The sequence below is a fragment of the Streptomyces sp. NPDC051207 genome (assembly GCF_040682395.1).
GTDB lineage: Bacteria > Actinomycetota > Actinomycetes > Streptomycetales > Streptomycetaceae > Streptomyces.
On the sequence record NZ_JBFBAX010000019.1, the window covers coordinates 13748 to 30701 of the forward strand.

A 16954-nucleotide genomic window follows, 5' to 3' on the forward strand; every position below is an offset into this window, starting at 1 on the left:
ACGTCCACTCTCTTCGAGCATCCAGGAGAGGCCTCCGAGAACACCGTCCCAGCGCACGCCTCGAGGCGAAACGCGAACGCGGTGGACGCTCATTGATCGGCTCCCGACGTCCGATTACCGCAGCGGCGGTGCCGTGGGCCTCTCGTACTGCTGCGACCCATAGTTGTCAGCGCCGACGTTGTCAGTGCCGACTCTTAGAGTCCCGGCATGGCGATATTCCGGTCCAGCTACTCGCTCAGGCTCATGGTCGAAGAAGCGCGAAAACTCACCGAGCACGCTGGCGTGCGTGAACGGATCGACGCGGTGCTGCGCATCATGGGCGATGGCTTCGGCGGGACGTACGGCAAGGGAAGACCGCTGGTGAACGCCCTGGAAGATGTGGCCCAACAGTGCCTGCTCCATGAGGAGTTCGCGCTGGCTCAGCGCTTCCAGAGGTTCGCCGGCTATGCGGGCGGCAAACTCTTCCTTGACACCATTGAGACTTACTACGATGCGGAGGCGCGGCAGCGGAGCGAGAAGTACATGCGGCGAATGGCTGCCATGGGCGCTGATCGAGCCGTGTCCGCCCTGGAGGCGCTGCGCGCCAAAAATGCCGATGCGAGTTTCACCGACGCTCTTGCTCTCTTCCGCGGCATCGCCCGGTCCGCCGACCATCTGGGTATCGGAGACGGCGAGGGCGGAATCCAACTGTCCACCAAGTACCTCAAGCGCCTCCAGGAGTACGGGCACATGGAGCTGACCCTGCGGGATCTGCCCCGACCGGCCAGCGCCGAGACCGCCCGGATGATGAGCGAGTTCCTGGAGGATGCGGACGCTGGAATGCTGGCTCAGTTGCTGGAACTGCGGGCCAGGCGGGCGGGCCTCGCCTCCCTGCGCGCCGCAGTGGACCGCCCTGAGAGCTCCGAGGGTGCCCTCCACTCCTGCCTGAAGAACCAGGAGTGGATCTTCGGCGGTGCCTTCGTGGCTGAGTTGGCCCGCCGCCAGTACACCCCGGACACCATTCTCGACATTCCACTGCTGCGAGGGGACGGCTCCTTGCATGTGGTGGAGCTCAAGCGCGCCAACATCGAGAAACTGGTCATCCGGCCCAGCGGCCAACTCATGCTGGGCGCCCCGGTCCATCGCGCCGTTTCGCAGACGCAGAACTACCTACGGACTTTGGACGAGGGCCGTGAAACCATCCTCGCGCGGTACGGGGTCGACACGCGCAGGGCCTCCGCCACACTCGTGATCGGACATCCGCAGTACGTGAGTGAGGGGATCACACCCCAGCAGGTAGCGGACACGCTGCGAACCTACAACACGCATATGGCACGTATAGAAGTGATCACCTACGAGACCTTGCTGGAGTCTGCGGAGCGGATGCTGGCGCTCTCGTCGGCCGAGCAGAGCTCCGGCCAAGTTGACGGACACACGGCATGAACGACGACTCTCCCGCGATCGAGCCGCTCCTGGCGAGGCTCTGTGGTGGCGCCATCAGTGGCAAGGACTACGTCGGCTACTTCATGAACGAGCACGGCGAGGAACTCGTCTTCGCTCAGCGGCGGGGCGACAAGACCGCCCGACTCTGGCACAGCGACGTGGACTGGGAGATGGTCCGGGTCGGTGATCATTCGATACGGCTCGACGGAGCGATGGAAGCGGTGATCACTGTGGCCGACCTGATCATCAACCGCTCTGAGGCGACATGGCTGTCCTCCTGCCTGGCAGCCTCCCGCCATCTGCGCCCGGGGCGCGCCTGAGGCGTACAAAAGCAGGTCAGGTGCCTACTGGATCCAGTAGGCACCTGACCTGGTGTTTTTCTACGGTGGTGAGATTCGAACCCCACGACCTCTTCGTCCCGAATTGCGTAGCCATTCTTAGCGAGGGCTCGCGGGGGGGGGAGAGGGGGGAGCACGGAAATAAGGAGCCAGATGGTCGGCGAGCCAGGTACGTCAGCCCGGTTCACCGGAAGCGTGACGCAGATCACTCAAGATTTCGGGGTGAGGACTGCCGGTTCCGTGCGTTGCGGCGCCCGAGAGAGGACAGGCTCGACATTCATCTCCGGAGGCACCACCCATGACGCCCGAAGCTCCCGAGGTACCGCAGGCAGTGGAAGTGACAACCCCGCCTGTGACCGTCCCGCCCTCCGTGTCCGACGCGTCTGACACGGAAGAACCCGAGGACATTGACGCCTTCTGGGCGCAATACGGCCTGGTGAGGCGGTGGCGGGTACTTCCGGAACCGAAGCAGGTTCCTATCGGTCCACAGTCCGCTCACGGTTGCCCTGTATTGGATCAGGACGACCTCATCGCATATGCGGGCCATGGGGACGTGCGCGACAGCTCCTACTTCTACTTCGGAAATGACGAGGATGGTGGACGGCTGCTGGCAGGACGCCTTTTCATGGAGAACAGCCGACTCGGCCCGGGGGAAATCGTGCGGACCTGGACTGAGGGGGAGGTCGACTACGTGAGATGGCCTCGAGTCGCCGTTGATGGGCGGATCATTGAGAGGCCGAAGTCTCCGCAGGCCCGTGCCGAAGCCCGTGAGGCCACGTTCACGGCACGGGCCGTGGAGGCACGGAACGAGGCCGCGCTCGGCAACACAGAACTCATCGAGAAGTTCATGGCCGTTGACCTGGGCCTGTGGTGGGGCGCGCGCTGGCAGGAACCGGTGGCCACGGCTCTCCTCGGCGACTGGGCAAGCACCCGGTACACACACGGCACCATCCGCCGGGGGGCACTCGCCCAACTGATTAGCGAGGTGAAGGAGATCCACCGGCAGCTCACCCCCCTGTGGCGCAGGCGCTGCGCCGGGGAGCGGCTGCTCAGCCTCGATGCCCCGATTCTGGACAATGGGTTGACCCTCGCCGACCTTGTCGCAGGAGGTCCCGACCCCGCCGACATCCTTACGGGAACGTTGTCTAACAACCCGCGTGTGATCGCCGTGCTGGAGCAGATGTCCCCCATCGAAAGGGCCGTCGCGCTCGCCTGGTCCCGTCCGGGGACGTCGAGTTGGACCGGGGCGGCCACTACCGTGTTGGCCCTCACCTCCCAGGCGCAGGTGCCGGGTGACGCCGAGGCTTTGGGCGAGCGAGTACGCCGCAAGCTCAAGCGGCTCGGTCACCGCGCGCGCCACAGGCAGGATGGCGAGGAAACGTCCCGCATCCGAGCGGCCCAGTCGGTTGCCATCGGTCGAGCCGATGACTGTGCAGCAGAAGAGCGGGAGGCGTGAATGCCTGACATGCCCACTCTCACCCTGATCGCCATCGTCGGCTTCTTCGTCGTGCGCGAAGTTCGGCGCGACGAACAGCTTGGCGCCTCGCTCTTGGTGGGCGTTGCCGTCGTGACCCTGATGCTGACGCTGTACGGGACAAGTCACTAGGCGACCGAGCCAACATGCTTGGCCCAGCGACTGGGCCGATTCTGCCGGATCACCTCGCTGACCAGACGATGTTGGCGGCGAGGTGCAGCCCGGCGAGGTAGATGGTTGCGGTCTTGTCGAAGCGTGTGGCTAGGCCGCACCGTTGCTTGAGCTTGTTGATACATCGCTCGACGGTGGTGCGTCGTATGTAGGCGTCGCGGTCGAAAGCCGGCGGCCTGCCGCCGCAGATGACGAGTCCACGGCGCAGCCTTCTGTTATTGAGCCGCCTCGAGGTGATTACGGCGGGTCATCACTATGTTGCGCCATCGTTCGCGGGTCCGTTGTTCCCCATCGATCCACCGTGCTCGTGCGGTGTCCGTGGAGAGCGGGAGGTCGGCCATGAAGTGGGCGATCTCGACGTAGTACGCGTAATCGCCGCTGTCTGTCAGCTCGCGCAAGCGGGAGATTCCGGCCGCGAGTTCGTCGCGGGCGTCGAAAACCGCATGGTGGAAGCACAGGGCCAGTTGGAGCTTGGCTGCGGCGTAGGAGATCCCGGAGACACTGATTTCGGCGAGGAGGACGGCTGCCCGGTCGGGTACGTCTGCGGCGTACCCGGCATCGCGTACCAATGCGGCGATGCGAGCGGTCATCTCGGCGGAGCGCAGCCTGAGGCGCGACAACAACCGGTCTGCCAGGTCGAGCTCGTCATCGGCCTGAACAGGGTCAGTGAAAGCGACGGCGAAGGCGAGATGCGCCTGGGACATTGCGGTCTCGCCGACCACATCGTTCTGTTCGGCTTCGCTCCGGGCTGCGCGATAGGCGGCTGCCGCCCGGTTCATATCTCCTTGGACCCACCACACGTCCCCGAGGACTCGCTGGTGGCGCCCTTCCCAGCCCAGCCTTCCGGCGGCATCTACCGCTGCAGGGAAGTCTCCGGACAGTCGGCTCAGATGCGCCAGGCCGCGTCCGGCGGCAAAAGCCAGCCGACCGCCGACGGAGACAACACGCTGCATGCCCCGACGTGAAGCGTCGGTCAGTCCGAGGTCTCGCTGGGCCTTCGCCAGGTGGTACGTGGCCAGTTCGACGAGCTCGTCGGGGAGCAGCCCTGATGCCAGGACGGCAGAAAGCCGACTGACCGTACGTTCACGGTGCTCGTGCTGGCGGCGGGCGATGGCGCTGAGTGTTTCCACCAGGGCATCTGCGGCAGTCTGCAGGCCGCCCGACACCGTGTCACTCGCTTCGGGTAGCGAGAGCGGTTCCCATATGGAATCTGCCACGTACTGGAATGCGGCATCCCCGAGCCAGTCGACATCGAGATCGAAGTCCCGTGCGAGAAGCAGACCTTGCTGAAGGCAACCGACAAGGACGGTTCGGTCGCGTCTCACATCGTGGCGCCACTGTTCTTCGAGGGCATGGAATCCACGCTGGGCCGCGCGCTGCCAGTCCTCTTGCGACCAGCGGTCGTCACTGCCGTCGTCCGCATTACGGATGGCGGATCTGATGAGGTCGTGGATATGGAAAGGCCATACGCCAGAAGAGGACTCCCGGATGAAGGGACGCTCAATCAGGCGGAGGGCGGGCGAGTCGTGGTCCATGCCGGCCACTTTGGTGGCTAGGGGCACAGAGAATGCGCTGAGCAGGCTGACCGAGCGGAGCACGTGGCGCTCCTCGGCAGTCAGGTCGCTCAGGGTACGGGTGATCAGGGCGGGAAAGTCATGGTCGAAGTCGGTGACCTGCGGTTGCCCGCCGCCACGCCGCAGCTCCAGGTAGCGCATGACCGACAGGTCCAGATACAGGGGCAGCCCGTGGGAGCGCTCGGCGATGATCCGACGGACCGGTTCGTCGATCAGCGGCTGCCCTCCGCGACTGAGCCTGCGGGTCAGGTAGTTCTCGCAGTCTTCGAGCGAGAAGTCGCCGATCAGGATCTGGCGGCTGGGCGTATTCGACTGTGTATATGCAGCGTCGCCGGGAACGAGGCCGGGCCAGGAGTTCGGTCCGGTCCAGTCGAGTTGCCCTTCCAGGCTCGTCTCCGCCCACTGGAGGCGGTTGCGTCCGGTGATGACGAAGAATGCGTTGGGCATGAGCCACACGATGCGCTGGAGGAGGCGTTCGAAGTCACGGTGGGTGCGGTCGCCTGTGTCTTCGAAGGTGTCCAGCAGGATCACGGGCAGTGCGCTCTTGCCGGGCGGGAGTTGGGCCAGGTCCCAGGCGAGAAGGTGCGGGTAGAAGCTGAGGGCTTCCAGGTCGGGGTCGACCTCCAGGAGGTCGGCCAGGCGCGAGCAGTCGGCGAGGGCGCGTACGGACTGGCGCCGCTCGCGTAACGCCTTGATGAGCGCTCCGGCCCCGTGGCCGAGTGCGCCCCCGACGGTGCCAGGCAGGAGCAGGGCCTGGGCGACGTCGCTGAGGGCGGACTGCATCTGCTGAGGCAGGGCGGCAGCGGCGCTGAAGCGGCTCAGCAGCCCGCCCCGGCGCAGGTAGTCTTCGATCGATTCACCCGGGTGGTTGTGCTCCCAGTAGCGGCGCAACGCCAGATCAAAGGCGGGCATCGGTCGGCCGAGCGCGGCGACGGCGAGGCGGATGGTGAGGATGACGCGCTCGAAGTCCATGCCTGCGGCACGCGCGAGGTCGATGCGGACCGGCAAAGTCCGTTGCTCGGGGTGGGACGGTGGCTCCCACTGCGCGGGGCGGTGCGCGCTGCTGGCGAGCGACGCCTCGATCTTGCGGGAGAGCGTGGATTTGCCGATCCCGCCCACGCCGTGGAAGACGAGGATGTTTCGGCGGGGAGCCTCCAGGTCCTCCACGTCGAAGTCCGCACGGCCCACGCTCCGAATGTGCTCTGCGAGGCTGGACGTAACGGCTTGCCACTGTGTCTGCCGGTTCGTGAAGGCCTCGCTGGCGGAGATGCTCCGGTCGTTCGAGCTGAATAGCGTTCGAAGATCCCGCCCTGCCACCGCTCCCCCTGACAATCAAACTGGAACCAATCTACGTCGCCTTGAGGGCGGTCTGGCAAGCCCGTGCCAACCCTCGGTGCTCGGCGTCGGACGACATGAAGCCGTACTTGAAACTCTGGAGTCCGGACAGCCCTGAAGCACGCTGCTTCGAATGGAGCACCAGCATCCCCACTGAACAGCTCTTTTTGCAGCTCCGTGGGGTCCTCTCGGCGCTCGGTGAGTCGGGTAAGAATCCACTCCCTGCGGTACTCTCCGTCGTACTCAGGCACCCGCTGCCATTCGGCGTGCTCCAGAAAGCGGGCGATCTCGTAACCCTTGCGGTAATAGAGGTGCTCGTCGCCGCAGATGACGCGGGCCAGCTCCTCCAGGGTGTTGGCGTCCAGGAAGCCGAGTGGGGACTGCGGAGTCATGCTGGAAGAGGTGGGCGAAGGCGTCGCCGAGGGTGCGCTCGGCGAGGTGGGGCTTCAGGGGGATGTCGCGGTTGTGGAGGATGCAGGGGCGGGCCACGCCCGTAGGCGTGATCTCGATGCGGTTGGCGCGTTGTCGCGTGACGGCGAGTCGGTCAGCGCAGCGTCAGCCGTTACGTGCGCTTGAAGGCCAGCCAGTGACAGGCCCTTCATCCACTGCGGAATCCCTGACCGGCCACGGCGGCGCAACTTTCTCGGTGGCGCGTGGTCTATCGACGGGGCGCCGGCTTCAACGCCATGTGCCCGATGACCGCCTGCATGGCTGAAGTCGTTCGGTGGGGATGAACTTGGCCAGTCGTGCGCCCTGCCCTGTCCATCGCTGATCGTCTTAAGATCACTACTCTGCGTACGAGGGAGCGTGGCATGGCGGCTGGTGGATCGGCATCGCGGCGGGCGCAGGAGGCGCGGCGCCAGGAGCGGCTGCTCAGGGAGCAGTGGCAGACGGCCCGGCAGCAGGCACGCCGTTGGGAAGCCGCCAGCGAGGGCGAACTCAGGATCGCCGCACAGCTGTTGGTCCTGACAGCGCGCGGGTGGCGGTTGCTGGTTGACCGCAGGTGGCCGGGAACGCAGGCGGCCAACGTGGACATGCTGTTGGTCGGTCCCGGCGGTGTGTTCGTTCTCGACGTCAAGAACTGGCGCTCGGCACCAGAGACTTCGGAGGGAAAGCTCCGCGCCGGTGGAGAACCCCGCGATGAGCACGCGGCCAAACTCCTGGCCGTGACGAAGGCGGCCGAGTCGGCGGTGGCCTCCCTGGGAATGTCCCCGGTCGCGGTCCAACCCCTCATGGTTTTCGCGGGCCACAGCGTCGATGCAGGGCTGGGCAGGATCCGGTTACTGGGGGAGCATGAGGTCGGGCCGGCTCTGCTGTCGGAGCGCAGTCGACTTCGCGCCGAATCCGTACGTGCCATCGCCGACCACCTGGAGCGAGTCTTCCCCGGGTACGAGGGATCGTCCGTAACGCAGACAGCACCGTCCCCGCCTCAGGCGCAGCCTCAAAAGGAGCTGTCCGACGGCTTGTTCGACCTGGAGGGACTGCGCGAGGCGGCTCTGGAAGAAGCGCTGAGGGCCCCGATCGAACAGTGGATGACCTTCCTCCACCCCGATCAGGTAGCTCTGGTACGCCGCAACTGGGCCGGCCCCGCACGGATCAGCGGGCCTGCAGGCACTGGCAAGACCGTCGTCGGCCTGCACCGCGCGGCACACCTCGCCCAGCGCACCACTGGCCGGCTCCTGTACGTCACCTTCGCCAACAACCTCCCGCGGGTGACGGCCACCTTCCTCAAGACCATGTCCCCCGCCGTGGCCGACAGGGTCGACTTCCGAAGCCTGCACTCCTGGGCCCAGGAGTTCCTTCACGACAGCGGTGTCCCCGTCCGGTTGCACGGAGACAAGGCCCAGACGGCTTTCAGCCTCGCCTGGAAGCACGTTGGCCGCGGCAGCTGCCTGACCGAGATCGACCCGGCCCCGGGATACTGGAAGGAGGAGATCGATCACGTCATCAAGGGTCGCGGCATCACGTCCTTCGAGGAATATGCCACAGTGCCCCGCCGACGCCGTCGCGCGAGTTTGCGGCGTCCGCATCGGCAGGCCGTCTGGGCTCTGTACGAGGCGTACGAGGCCCTCCGCATCGAGCGAGGCGTGCACGACTTCAACGACGTCCTTTCCCTCGCCCTCGCAGAAGCGCGGCGCAATACAGCACAACACCGCTATTCGGCAGTGATCGTCGACGAGGTCCAAGACCTGACCTTGGTCGGAGTACGGCTCCTGCACGCTCTCGTCGGCGATGCGCCCAACGGGCTGCTGCTGGTCGGCGACGGCCAACAGGCCGTCTACCCCGGCGGTTTCCGCCTGTCCGACGCCGGCATTGACATCCGCGGCGACCGCGGGCAAGTGCTGCGCACCAACTACCGCAACAGCAAGGAGATCCTCGAAACCGCGCTCGCGGTCGTCGCCGAGGACTCTTTCGAGGACATCGACGGGCTCCGAACGCCAGGCCGCCGAGACGTCGACCTCACGTATCACGACGGCAACGTGATCCGCGTTTCGAAGCCGACACCGGCCGAGCACGACCAGGCCCTCCTGGAGGCACTGCGCGACCTGCCGCCCGGAGCTCGCCCGGACACCGCGGTGCTGTGCCCGTCCATGCGCGCCATCGGCCACTACCAGCGGCTCCTTGAACGGGCGGGCATCTCCGTATGTCTGCTGGAGCACTACGACGGCCGCCCCGTCGACGCCGTCAAACTCGGCAGCTACCGCCGAGCCAAGGGCTTGGAGTTCAAGCGTGTCTACCTCCCAGAGCACGACGCGGCCTTGGCGAACGGCTCCCGTACGCCCTACGCGGAAGCCTCCGAAACCGAACGCGAGCGCAACGAGCTGTACCGCAGTCAACTCTTCGTGGCCATGACCCGAGCGCGTGACGTGCTGTGGCTGGGCAGTGTGAACCGGCAGCCAGAGGGGCGATAACGGATGGGACTCGTATCTCCATCTACAGATCGCGAACGTCTGTGGCATCGATGTCGGCGCCCTGGCCCTGTTCGTCGTTCTGCTCGTGATACCAATCCGCCCAGTCCGCCAGTGTGCGGCTGACCTTATCGAGGTAGCGACGGGCCTTCTCGATCTCGGGTGGGTCCCATCCCTCCCGCTTGACCAGGCTGTCGCCGCTCTCGTACGCAGGAACGGACTCCATGGCACTCACAGCTTGGCGCAGGTTGTCCACGCTCTTCGTCACCGTTGTCCACCGCGCTCGTGCCGCGGGCAGTCCCACGACCGCCTCGGTCAGTGCCTCGCCGTTGTACGTGTGGCGGACCAACGCATCTGTCAGCTCACGGTATCCACCATCGTCCGTGCAGATCGGTCCGCCGTCCTCGTCGACCTCGTGCAACGGCCTGCCCAGCCGACCCGCACGGACGACCTTGTACGCCTGGATTACCCCGCGCCGCTGGGAGAGCATCGCCCGCAGTATCCCGACCGCGCTGCGGCTGTCCTGTGCACGGGCCGCGCCGGAGCCTTCGGTCTGGAGCGCCATGGTGCCGGCGGTGACCATGTAGTAGGAAGCCTTGACCGCGAGTTCCGTCTGGGCCACGCCCAGCCTGCCGCCCGCACCGAGCCCTTCCGCAGCCTCCTTCAGCGCGGCGTCCCGCAGCTCCTCCAGTGATCGGCCACTGCGAGCGCCCCCTCCAACAGCGCGTCGGCGGGCAGCTCCTTGATTTCCGGAAGGCGGTAGGCACGCTGCAGCACGGCACGCCGGGGGCGGACATACGGGAGGGCGTCGTTCTTGGCTGTGCGCACCGGGCGGAGGATCAGCTCTACGGCGATATCCACACGGCCCTCGCGCTCGGGGCGTTGCTTCGCGGCTAGTGAGCGGATTCCCTCGTTGACCCGTCGCGCGGTGCCGGTTCCGCCTCCGAGTACAGTCCGGACGATCCCCGCAGTGCGTACGTCCTGGTGTGGGCTGAACCCCTCCTCGGCCGCTTCCTGCTCGGTGATCACGCCTGCGAACAGCGCTTTTCCTGTGGGGTGATTCGTGCGGGCCTGCTACGGGTGGGTTCGGCCAGCGAGTCGAGGACCGCGTTTCCCTTCGCCTCGTTCTCCACGGCAGACCCGTACGGCCTGGACGGCCGAATATGGGTAAGCCCGATGAAGTTTCGTACGGCAATGTGGAAGCGGACACCGGCCCGGGTGTCGGGCACGAAACCCACCACGATCCGGGCGGGCACGGTCAACGCGCGCACCATGCCCTGCTCTGTTGAACTTAGTGCGTCCCACCCCTGCTTCTGTACCAGTCGGAGCCATCGATTGACCTCCCGTCGGACCTTTTGGACGTCGTTCGCCCAGTCATACGCGATTAGCGAAGGGCGGTACCTGAGCAAGTGGTGGAGGCGCGCTGATTCGGCTCGAACCGTCGGCGGTGATCAGCAGCGTGACTGGCCCGTTGGGGCCCTTTCGTGACAGACAACCATAGAAACCACCATCAGAGGCTGGAGCACCCCTTCGGCCGCGATGTCGTCATCGAGGGGGTTCTCCTTGACGAGCCGCTGCTTGGCGTCATCCAGGCGATGCGCCAGGTCGTTGGGATGAGGCACCCTCACGGGGGTTGGCCGGGTGCGGGAGCACCGAGGCGGACCACAGGCGGGTTTCGACGATGTGTAGCGTGCCGCCCTGCACACGCAGCTTGTTGACGTCCGTCAGTTTCCGCCGCATGTCCTCCGGCTGCACGGCCGCCCCGGCGAGCGCCTCGGCTGCTTCCTCGCTCAAGCCCCGGCCGAACAGTGCCGTGGCGAGGTTGTCGACGGCGGCGAGGCGCGGCAGAACGTAGGGTTCGGGCTGCCAACCTGCCTCGTTGTCACGGAGCCCCGCGGGGGCCTCATCGGTCATTGGTGGCTTCCGCGATCTTGTGTGCCAAATGCAGCGCGCGATACATCCGCTTTCGGTCCGGGTCGTCGGCCGGGGTGCTGTCGCCCAGCTCACCGGAAAGCTGGGCGACGCAGGCACTGAGTGCCGGCCGGACCTGATACCAGCCTCGGCGGTCAGATTCACCACGGCGCAGTGCAGCTTGCGCTCCGCGATGTCCGTCCAGCGCGCGGTCAGCTGGCCCAGGGTGATGCCAGTGGCCTGGTCCGTAGATACGTCATATGGGGGGCGGCACGACACTCGTCGGCCGCACACTGGAGAGCGCCTACGACCAGGGTGACTTCGTCCTGGTCGAGGTCGATCGAGATGGTGAGGGTGTCGTCGATGGGCACGGGGAGGCGCTCCGGCGGGTAGGCCGATGTCTACGGGCACCGGCTGTCGGCGTTCTTGCTGCATGACGCGGATGCGCCAAGCAGAGCGAGAGCGCGAACATGATGCCGCTGACCTCCACCCGTGTCGGTCTGCGGAGCAGCCCTCCGAGACGTCTGGTGCAGTCCGGACCACACATCCTCCGGTCCGGCAGCGAGGAGAACACTGAGCTGAGGGAGCACGACCAGGGAGACTGCTGCTCGATTCCGCCAACGGCAAGCCTGACTGAGGAGAAGCGGTCGCCCACAATGCGGGAATTTCGAACAAGTCGCTCAGACGGAGCGTATTGGCTGTGTCACGTTGAGTGTAAGGGCTTCTCTCTGGCCACAGTGGGCGCCGAAGTTTGCGCGGCATCAACGGAGGGGGCTTCGCGGCCCGGTGCGCTTACGCGTAGGCCATGCATCTGTACGTACAACACAGGTCCAGACGTGGGCTGTCCACCGTTCTGAGTGCTCCGGATTCGCGAACGTGCAGCAGAGTGAGCCGCTCGCGACGCAACGTCGCTCGGTAGCGGTCCCTTCAGTCTGGGAGAAGCCGACCAAGAGCTTCTCCCAGATTTCTCCCAAACGATCTCCAGAAACCCGTCAGGGGCCTGATCCACTTGGTGGATCAGGCCCCTGACCTTTACTTCTCTGTCGGGGTGGCGGGATTTGAACCCACGACCTCTTCGTCCCGAAGCAACTTCGGCAGGCATGGCGCCTTGGGAGGGCTTGCCGTTCACCTGCACTGATGGTCCGCAGACGTCCGCGCTCGTCCGCTGTTGTTCGTCTGCGTTGTCACGCAGTTAAACACTCACCCGATGCGCGGATCAGTGCACGTCAGCTCAGTTCTCCGGGTGCAGGCATGACCTTTCCAGTGTGGCAGATCAACTGTGGGCGCCCAGGCGCGGGGTGGGGGCGACCGTGGGTGGCGTCTGTCAGCGTTGGTCGGCTTCGGACGGCCTAGGACGGCCCAGGGCTTCACGGTCCCGATTTGCCAGTAAGAGCAGAGCACGTGGCGTGACTACGAACACCGAGAAGACTTCGACCGAACATGTAGAACAAATCAGCGAACACGAAATGGCTGGTCAGGGCCGTGTGAGCAGTTTCCAAACGTGTAAACGTTAGGGTCGCGTTGGGGCGTGGTATGCTTCTGTTCCATGGAGGAGACTCGCACGCTCGAGAGCGCTCTGGAGGTCACCCAGCAGCAGCTGGCTGCCGCAGAGCGTGAGCTCGCGGTCGTGCGTGCCCGCGCCGAGCGCGACATCGCGCATGCCCGCGAACGAGTTCAACGTCTATCTGCGGCCGTTTACAGCCTGCGCGACCTGCTTGCTACCCAGGGTGACAATCCAGCGCAACGCGAGCTGTTTCGTCACGAAGCCGTTGAAGTAGACACGGCACATGCCCTGAACGTGGCAGAGGGTTCAGTATCCGAGTCGACTACTACTGAGATGCATGGCTTCTTGGAGCGTGAGCCCCGCTCCACGACGGACCGCGCAGTAGCGATCCTGGCTGACGCCGGCAGGCCCATGCGCATGCCGGAACTGCGCAGGGAGTGGAGACGGCGCGGATGGGTCAATCCGGACTGGAAGACGCCGGACGCGGCCATCACCATGGCCTTTCACCGCGCCCGGAAGGCCGGGAAGGTCGGACGGATGCTGGATGGCTCTTGGGTGCTCCCCATGATGATCCGCGATGAACTCGCCCGGGCTAACGACCCGCGTAGCCCGGACGGGGGTGCCGGGGAGTGATCCGTTCCGAGGTACCCATCAGCCTGGAGTCAGGACGGCGACCAGGCGGTGCCGCACTCACGACAATGCGGCTGACCGGTGTACCCCGCAACCGCGCCGTCTGGGCTCAGACACACGGCCCCAAAGCCATCAGCCGTTCGAAGTTCGAACCATCCGCTTCCGCACGAGCAGGTCCCGGACGTCGGCTCCTCCCCCCGAGGCGGGGTCCGCCTGGAAGACAAGTCAACAACCGTCACGTCATCTCCAAGAAAGGCTTAAGCAATGTTCGCAGGACGTCACCGGCCCCTCGGGCCCAACGGTGAATGGAAAACAGGTCAGCGTGTGCCGCAGACGGCGTACTACGTAGACCAGTACGGCGTGGTGAGCCACCACGAGGAGGGGCGGAACTTCCCTCCGTGCATCGACCGAAAGGGCGAGTGCGCCTACCGGACGCTGCACCACGCGGTTGCTGCCGCGTGATACGTGATGCCAGATAGTTGGCGCTATCTGAGCAACTGAATAATCCCAAGAGGGGTGTAGGGCCATCGGCCTTGCACCCCTCACCCTTTGCCCTTCGGTCGTGCACTTTCCCTGTCCGGAGGTACCCGGTAGTAGACCGAACCCGGCGACAAATGTCCAGACCGCCGGTACGGGTCCACCCGCGTAGCGTCAGGCGCACATATTTACACTACCCCCCGCTCCGATGCTTGTGCTCGGCAGGGTCGTCGGAGGGAAGGCAGTACGGAACGACTGTCTGACTAGGTCGGCGGAGCGGCTTTGGGCTGGAGCTGCTTTGGGGCGAGTGATCATGGCCCCGTAAGCTGATGGCGAGTCGGGCAGTCAGTGGACCTGCCCGTAAAGCACGACGTTGGGGCCATGATCTTAGAGGCTCGCCCCAAAGTGGCTGCCTAAAGCCGTGGAGCCGACCGCCCCAGCCACAGAGGGTGTCTCCCCACTTCATGCCCGCAGCCGCCGAGCGCGCCGCCGGGCGCGGCCAGCCGGGGCGCAGACAGGAGGCAGGCCGCGCCGCAGAGGCGGCGCGCGCCCGCGCTGTGCGCGGGCCTTGAACCAGTAGAGAAAGTTGTAACTCAGTCTGTGTGGTGGGGCGTGGAGCTGTACGCGCATGCTGGGAGTTCAGCGTCCTGCCGGTGTGCGAGGGGCAGGAAGAGCACTGGCCGGATCGTCCACGTGACGCGAACGCTCGCATGTGTGATGGTCACCCTGCACGGCTGGGAGCGCATCAGAGCTCTCCGGGTCTCGGCACGCCCCTCATAAAGCCACGCCCATGCTTCGTCTGATGCGTCGGAGTCGAGTGCCGGTGAGATGGTGCGGAGAGCGATGGCGACCCATCGGTCTGCCTGGGGTGCCGAGTACGCGTCGAACGATGCCAGGAGTGTCGGCCCTTCTGTGTTGCTGGCTTCCTCGGTCCAGCATTCGCACCAGTAGCCGCGGACGGGTCCGTTCATGGGGTCACTCCCACTGGGCAGGCCAGCAGCGCGTAGCGGGTGCTCTCGTCGTGGAGAGTGAGTTCGTAGCCCGTGCCGGCCGTCAGGTAGTCGAGGGCTCGTTCGTGCTCCGCCTCATCCGTAAGCCAGTGCAGGCCCGGCTGCGCATATGCGGCGTCGAGCTGGTCGGTGATGTGCCGTGTGCGTTCTCGTAACCAGCGCAGTGCCAGGCGTGGGCTCATGGCGCCGTGTGATCCCAGGCAGATGGAACGGGCTCCGTTCACCGGGTGGGCATCGGCTCGGCACTGGTAGGGGAGAGGCTGGCTTTCCGTGCTCAGTGCCATGGGAAGAGTGGAGGTCAGCATGCACGTTCTCCTGTCGGTCCGGCCTCGATGAACAGTTCCGCGGTGACCGTGTGGCCGCTGTGGCTGTTGTGGACGACGACCCTGTGAGCGATGGCGCTGACCATGCCCAGGCCCCTGCCGTGCTCGGCATGGTCGTCCTGATGCTCGGCCTTCGGGGCCGTCCCGGTGCCTCCCTCGTCCGTGACCGACAGGGCGACCACCTGCGGTGAGACCGCGAGTGCCAGATGGAAGCTGCCCGGCCGCAGGCCACTGGCCGTGTGGAGGATCGCGTTCGCGCTCAGCTCGCTCACGATCAGCTCGGCGTCATCGGCCAGGGGAGATCCACGCAGGATGTCCCGCGTCCAGCGGCGGGCCCGGCTGACCTCTTCCGGGAAACCTGGGCAAGACAGCCCCCAGACCCGGGCTGTACTCGTATACTCGTGCATACAAGTTCCTTCGTGCTGGTAGGCCGCCATGTGCAGCGGGTGCGGACTAGACGAGTTTCACGCCGTCGTGGGCGCGGACGGCCGGCGGGGACGCCGCGTCGAGTGCGTCAAGGACGCGGATCGCGTACGCCTCGTCGGCGAGTTCGATGACTTCTTCGCGGGTGGCCCAGCGCAGGGCGCGGGTCTCGTCCCCGGTGGTGAGAGTGCCGTCGGCCGCCTGGCAGCGGAAGACGAGGGAGACGATCAGGCCCGTCATGTTCTTGTAGACGCCGGTCAGGGTCGCGGGAAGCGCGATCTTGATGCCGGTCTCTTCGAGAACTTCGCGCTGCAGGGCCTCGGGGATGGTTTCCTCGCGTTCGAGGACCCCGCCCGGGGGCTCCCACTTACCGTTGTCGCGGCGCTTGATCAAGAGGGCCCGGCCACTGTCGTCGACGACGACCCCGGCGACGCTCACGGAGTGCGGGCGTTCTGTTCTCACGTTCCTCGGCCCTCTCGCTGGCTAGGCTCTCCACCGTAGCAACAAGACTCGCCCACTCGTCTAGATACCTAAAGGAGTACGCATGCCGTCTCTACCGAGCATTCTCGGCGGCCTCGACCCGACCAGTGATCGTGCGGTCTTCCGGCAGATCGCCGACCAACTGCGCGAGGCCATCGACCGTGGGCGATTCAAGGAGGGGGAGAAGCTGCCCTCCGAGGCTGAGCTGGTCGAGCACTACGGCGTGTCCCGGATGACGGTCCGCAACTCCTTCTCGATCCTCCAGGGCGAGGGCTTGGTGCACGCCGAGCACGGCAGGGGCGTCTTCGTCCGGCCCCGGCCTCCGGTGCGCCGCCTCGCCTCCGACCGGTTCGCCCGGCGTCACCGCGAGCAGGGCAAGTCCGCGTTCATCGTGGAGGCCGACGCCGCCGGCAGTCATCCCACCGTTGACAGTCTGGAGGTGAAGGAGGAGAAGGCCGGCCAGGACATCTCCACCCGCCTCGGCTCCGTGCGACGCGTGCTCGCCCGGCGTCGCCGATACCTGCTCGACGGCCGACCGGTCGAATTCGCCACGTCGTACCTCCCGCTCGACATCGCGCGCGGTACTCCGATCGCCGAGCCGAACCCCGGGCCTGGCGGCATTTACGCCCGACTTGAGGAGCTGGGCCACCAGCTCGACCACTTCGAGGAGGAGATCCGGGCCCGGATGCCCTCGCCGTCCGAGGTCAAGACGCTGCAACTGGCCTCCGGTGTGCCGGTGATTCACCTCATCCGCACCGCCTTCGACAGTGCTGGGCGGGCCGTGGAGGTCTGCGACACGGTGATGGCTGCGGACGCTTACGTCCTCTCCTACCAGCTTCCGGCGACCTGATCGGCGGTGCGCGAGGCCACTTCCTTCGACTCGTACACCTCGGCATGCATACTCGTATAGACGAGTGGGCAAGTTGTGTGGCAAGGTGGTCCACGTTCCCGGTGAAGCCGGGTTCGAAGGATG

16 protein-coding genes and 2 pseudogenes are annotated in these 16954 nt (G+C 65.9%); 7 read left to right on the forward strand and 11 right to left on the reverse strand.

Annotated elements, in window-relative coordinates; all coding sequences use genetic code 11:
* Positions 1 to 207: 207 nt before the first annotated feature.
* The 4 genes from AB0M97_RS19440 (at position 208) to AB0M97_RS19455 (ending at position 3366) form a co-directional block, all read left to right on the forward strand.
* Positions 208 to 1422 carry a Shedu anti-phage system protein SduA domain-containing protein gene (locus AB0M97_RS19440; protein WP_365962128.1) on the forward strand — a complete coding sequence of 405 codons (1215 nt, stop codon included), beginning with the start codon at positions 208 to 210 and terminating at the stop codon, positions 1420 to 1422.
* On the forward strand, positions 1419 to 1742 hold the full coding sequence (locus tag AB0M97_RS19445) for a hypothetical protein (protein ID WP_365962129.1): 324 nt from the start codon (positions 1419 to 1421) through the stop codon (positions 1740 to 1742). The genes AB0M97_RS19440 and AB0M97_RS19445 overlap by 4 nt, the downstream gene beginning before the upstream one ends.
* Before the next feature lie 529 nt (positions 1743 to 2271).
* Positions 2272 to 3216 (forward strand): hypothetical protein, encoded by a 945-nt coding sequence (locus AB0M97_RS19450; RefSeq protein ID WP_365962130.1) that lies wholly within the window; start codon positions 2272 to 2274, stop codon positions 3214 to 3216.
* Positions 3217 to 3366: a hypothetical protein gene (locus AB0M97_RS19455; RefSeq protein WP_365962131.1), complete on the forward strand. Its 150-nt coding sequence runs from the start codon at positions 3217 to 3219 to the stop codon at positions 3364 to 3366.
* Between the two features lie 49 nt (positions 3367 to 3415).
* Here AB0M97_RS19455 and AB0M97_RS19460 read toward each other — a convergent pair.
* From AB0M97_RS19460 to AB0M97_RS19470, 3 genes and pseudogenes are all read right to left on the reverse strand, one after another.
* A pseudogene (locus tag AB0M97_RS19460) lies at positions 3416 to 3589 on the reverse strand (IS5/IS1182 family transposase); the annotation flags it as partial.
* Between the two features lie 31 nt (positions 3590 to 3620).
* The gene (locus AB0M97_RS19465) at positions 3621 to 6296 is read right to left on the reverse strand and encodes an ATP/GTP-binding protein (RefSeq protein WP_365962132.1); all 2676 of its coding nucleotides are present in this window, start codon (positions 6294 to 6296) and stop codon (positions 3621 to 3623) included.
* 411 nt (positions 6297 to 6707) lie between these two features.
* Positions 6708 to 6833, reverse strand: a pseudogene (locus tag AB0M97_RS19470) (molybdenum cofactor biosynthesis protein MoaA); the annotation flags it as partial.
* A gap of 293 nt (positions 6834 to 7126) precedes the next feature.
* Between AB0M97_RS19470 and AB0M97_RS19475 the strand changes: the two are divergent.
* Positions 7127 to 9226: a UvrD-helicase domain-containing protein gene (locus AB0M97_RS19475; RefSeq protein WP_365962133.1), complete on the forward strand. Its 2100-nt coding sequence runs from the start codon at positions 7127 to 7129 to the stop codon at positions 9224 to 9226.
* 22 nt (positions 9227 to 9248) lie between these two features.
* Here AB0M97_RS19475 and AB0M97_RS19480 read toward each other — a convergent pair whose 3' ends face one another.
* The 4 genes from AB0M97_RS19480 to AB0M97_RS19495 form a co-directional block, all read right to left on the reverse strand.
* Positions 9249 to 9845, reverse strand: a complete 597-nt coding sequence (locus tag AB0M97_RS19480; protein WP_365962134.1) for a hypothetical protein — start codon at positions 9843 to 9845, stop codon at positions 9249 to 9251.
* Positions 9846 to 9886: 41 nt separating this feature from the next.
* Complete coding sequence (locus AB0M97_RS19485; protein ID WP_365962135.1) at positions 9887 to 10252, reverse strand: hypothetical protein; 366 nt, start codon at positions 10250 to 10252, stop codon at positions 9887 to 9889.
* The gene (locus AB0M97_RS19490) at positions 10249 to 10497 is read right to left on the reverse strand and encodes a hypothetical protein (protein WP_365962136.1); all 249 of its coding nucleotides are present in this window, start codon (positions 10495 to 10497) and stop codon (positions 10249 to 10251) included. Before AB0M97_RS19490 ends, AB0M97_RS19485 begins: the two co-directional genes overlap by 4 nt.
* 310 nt (positions 10498 to 10807) lie before the next feature.
* Positions 10808 to 11137: a hypothetical protein gene (locus AB0M97_RS19495; protein ID WP_365962137.1), complete on the reverse strand. Its 330-nt coding sequence runs from the start codon at positions 11135 to 11137 to the stop codon at positions 10808 to 10810.
* 1543 nt (positions 11138 to 12680) lie between these two features.
* Here AB0M97_RS19495 and AB0M97_RS19500 point away from each other — a divergent pair.
* Positions 12681 to 13271, forward strand: a complete 591-nt coding sequence (locus AB0M97_RS19500) for a hypothetical protein (RefSeq protein ID WP_365962138.1) — start codon at positions 12681 to 12683, stop codon at positions 13269 to 13271.
* A 1067-nt stretch (positions 13272 to 14338) separates the two neighbouring features.
* Here the strand turns inward: AB0M97_RS19500 and AB0M97_RS19505 are convergent.
* From AB0M97_RS19505 to AB0M97_RS19520, 4 genes are read right to left on the reverse strand one after another with little or no spacing between them, the layout of a single operon-like run.
* Positions 14339 to 14716, reverse strand: coding sequence for a hypothetical protein (locus AB0M97_RS19505; RefSeq protein WP_365962139.1), 378 nt, complete (start codon positions 14714 to 14716; stop codon positions 14339 to 14341).
* Positions 14713 to 15060, reverse strand: a complete 348-nt coding sequence (locus tag AB0M97_RS19510) for a hypothetical protein (RefSeq protein WP_365962140.1) — start codon at positions 15058 to 15060, stop codon at positions 14713 to 14715. Before AB0M97_RS19510 ends, AB0M97_RS19505 begins: the two co-directional genes overlap by 4 nt.
* Positions 15054 to 15485, reverse strand: coding sequence for an ATP-binding protein (locus AB0M97_RS19515; protein ID WP_365962141.1), 432 nt, complete (start codon positions 15483 to 15485; stop codon positions 15054 to 15056). Before AB0M97_RS19515 ends, AB0M97_RS19510 begins: the two co-directional genes overlap by 7 nt.
* A gap of 46 nt (positions 15486 to 15531) precedes the next feature.
* The gene (locus tag AB0M97_RS19520; protein ID WP_365962247.1) at positions 15532 to 15939 is read right to left on the reverse strand and encodes an NUDIX hydrolase; all 408 of its coding nucleotides are present in this window, start codon (positions 15937 to 15939) and stop codon (positions 15532 to 15534) included.
* 106 nt (positions 15940 to 16045) lie between these two features.
* On the opposite strand from AB0M97_RS19520, the gene AB0M97_RS19525 reads away from it, so the two are divergent.
* Positions 16046 to 16831, forward strand: a complete 786-nt coding sequence (locus tag AB0M97_RS19525) for a GntR family transcriptional regulator (RefSeq protein WP_365962142.1) — start codon at positions 16046 to 16048, stop codon at positions 16829 to 16831.
* The last annotated feature ends 123 nt before the right edge of the window (positions 16832 to 16954 follow it).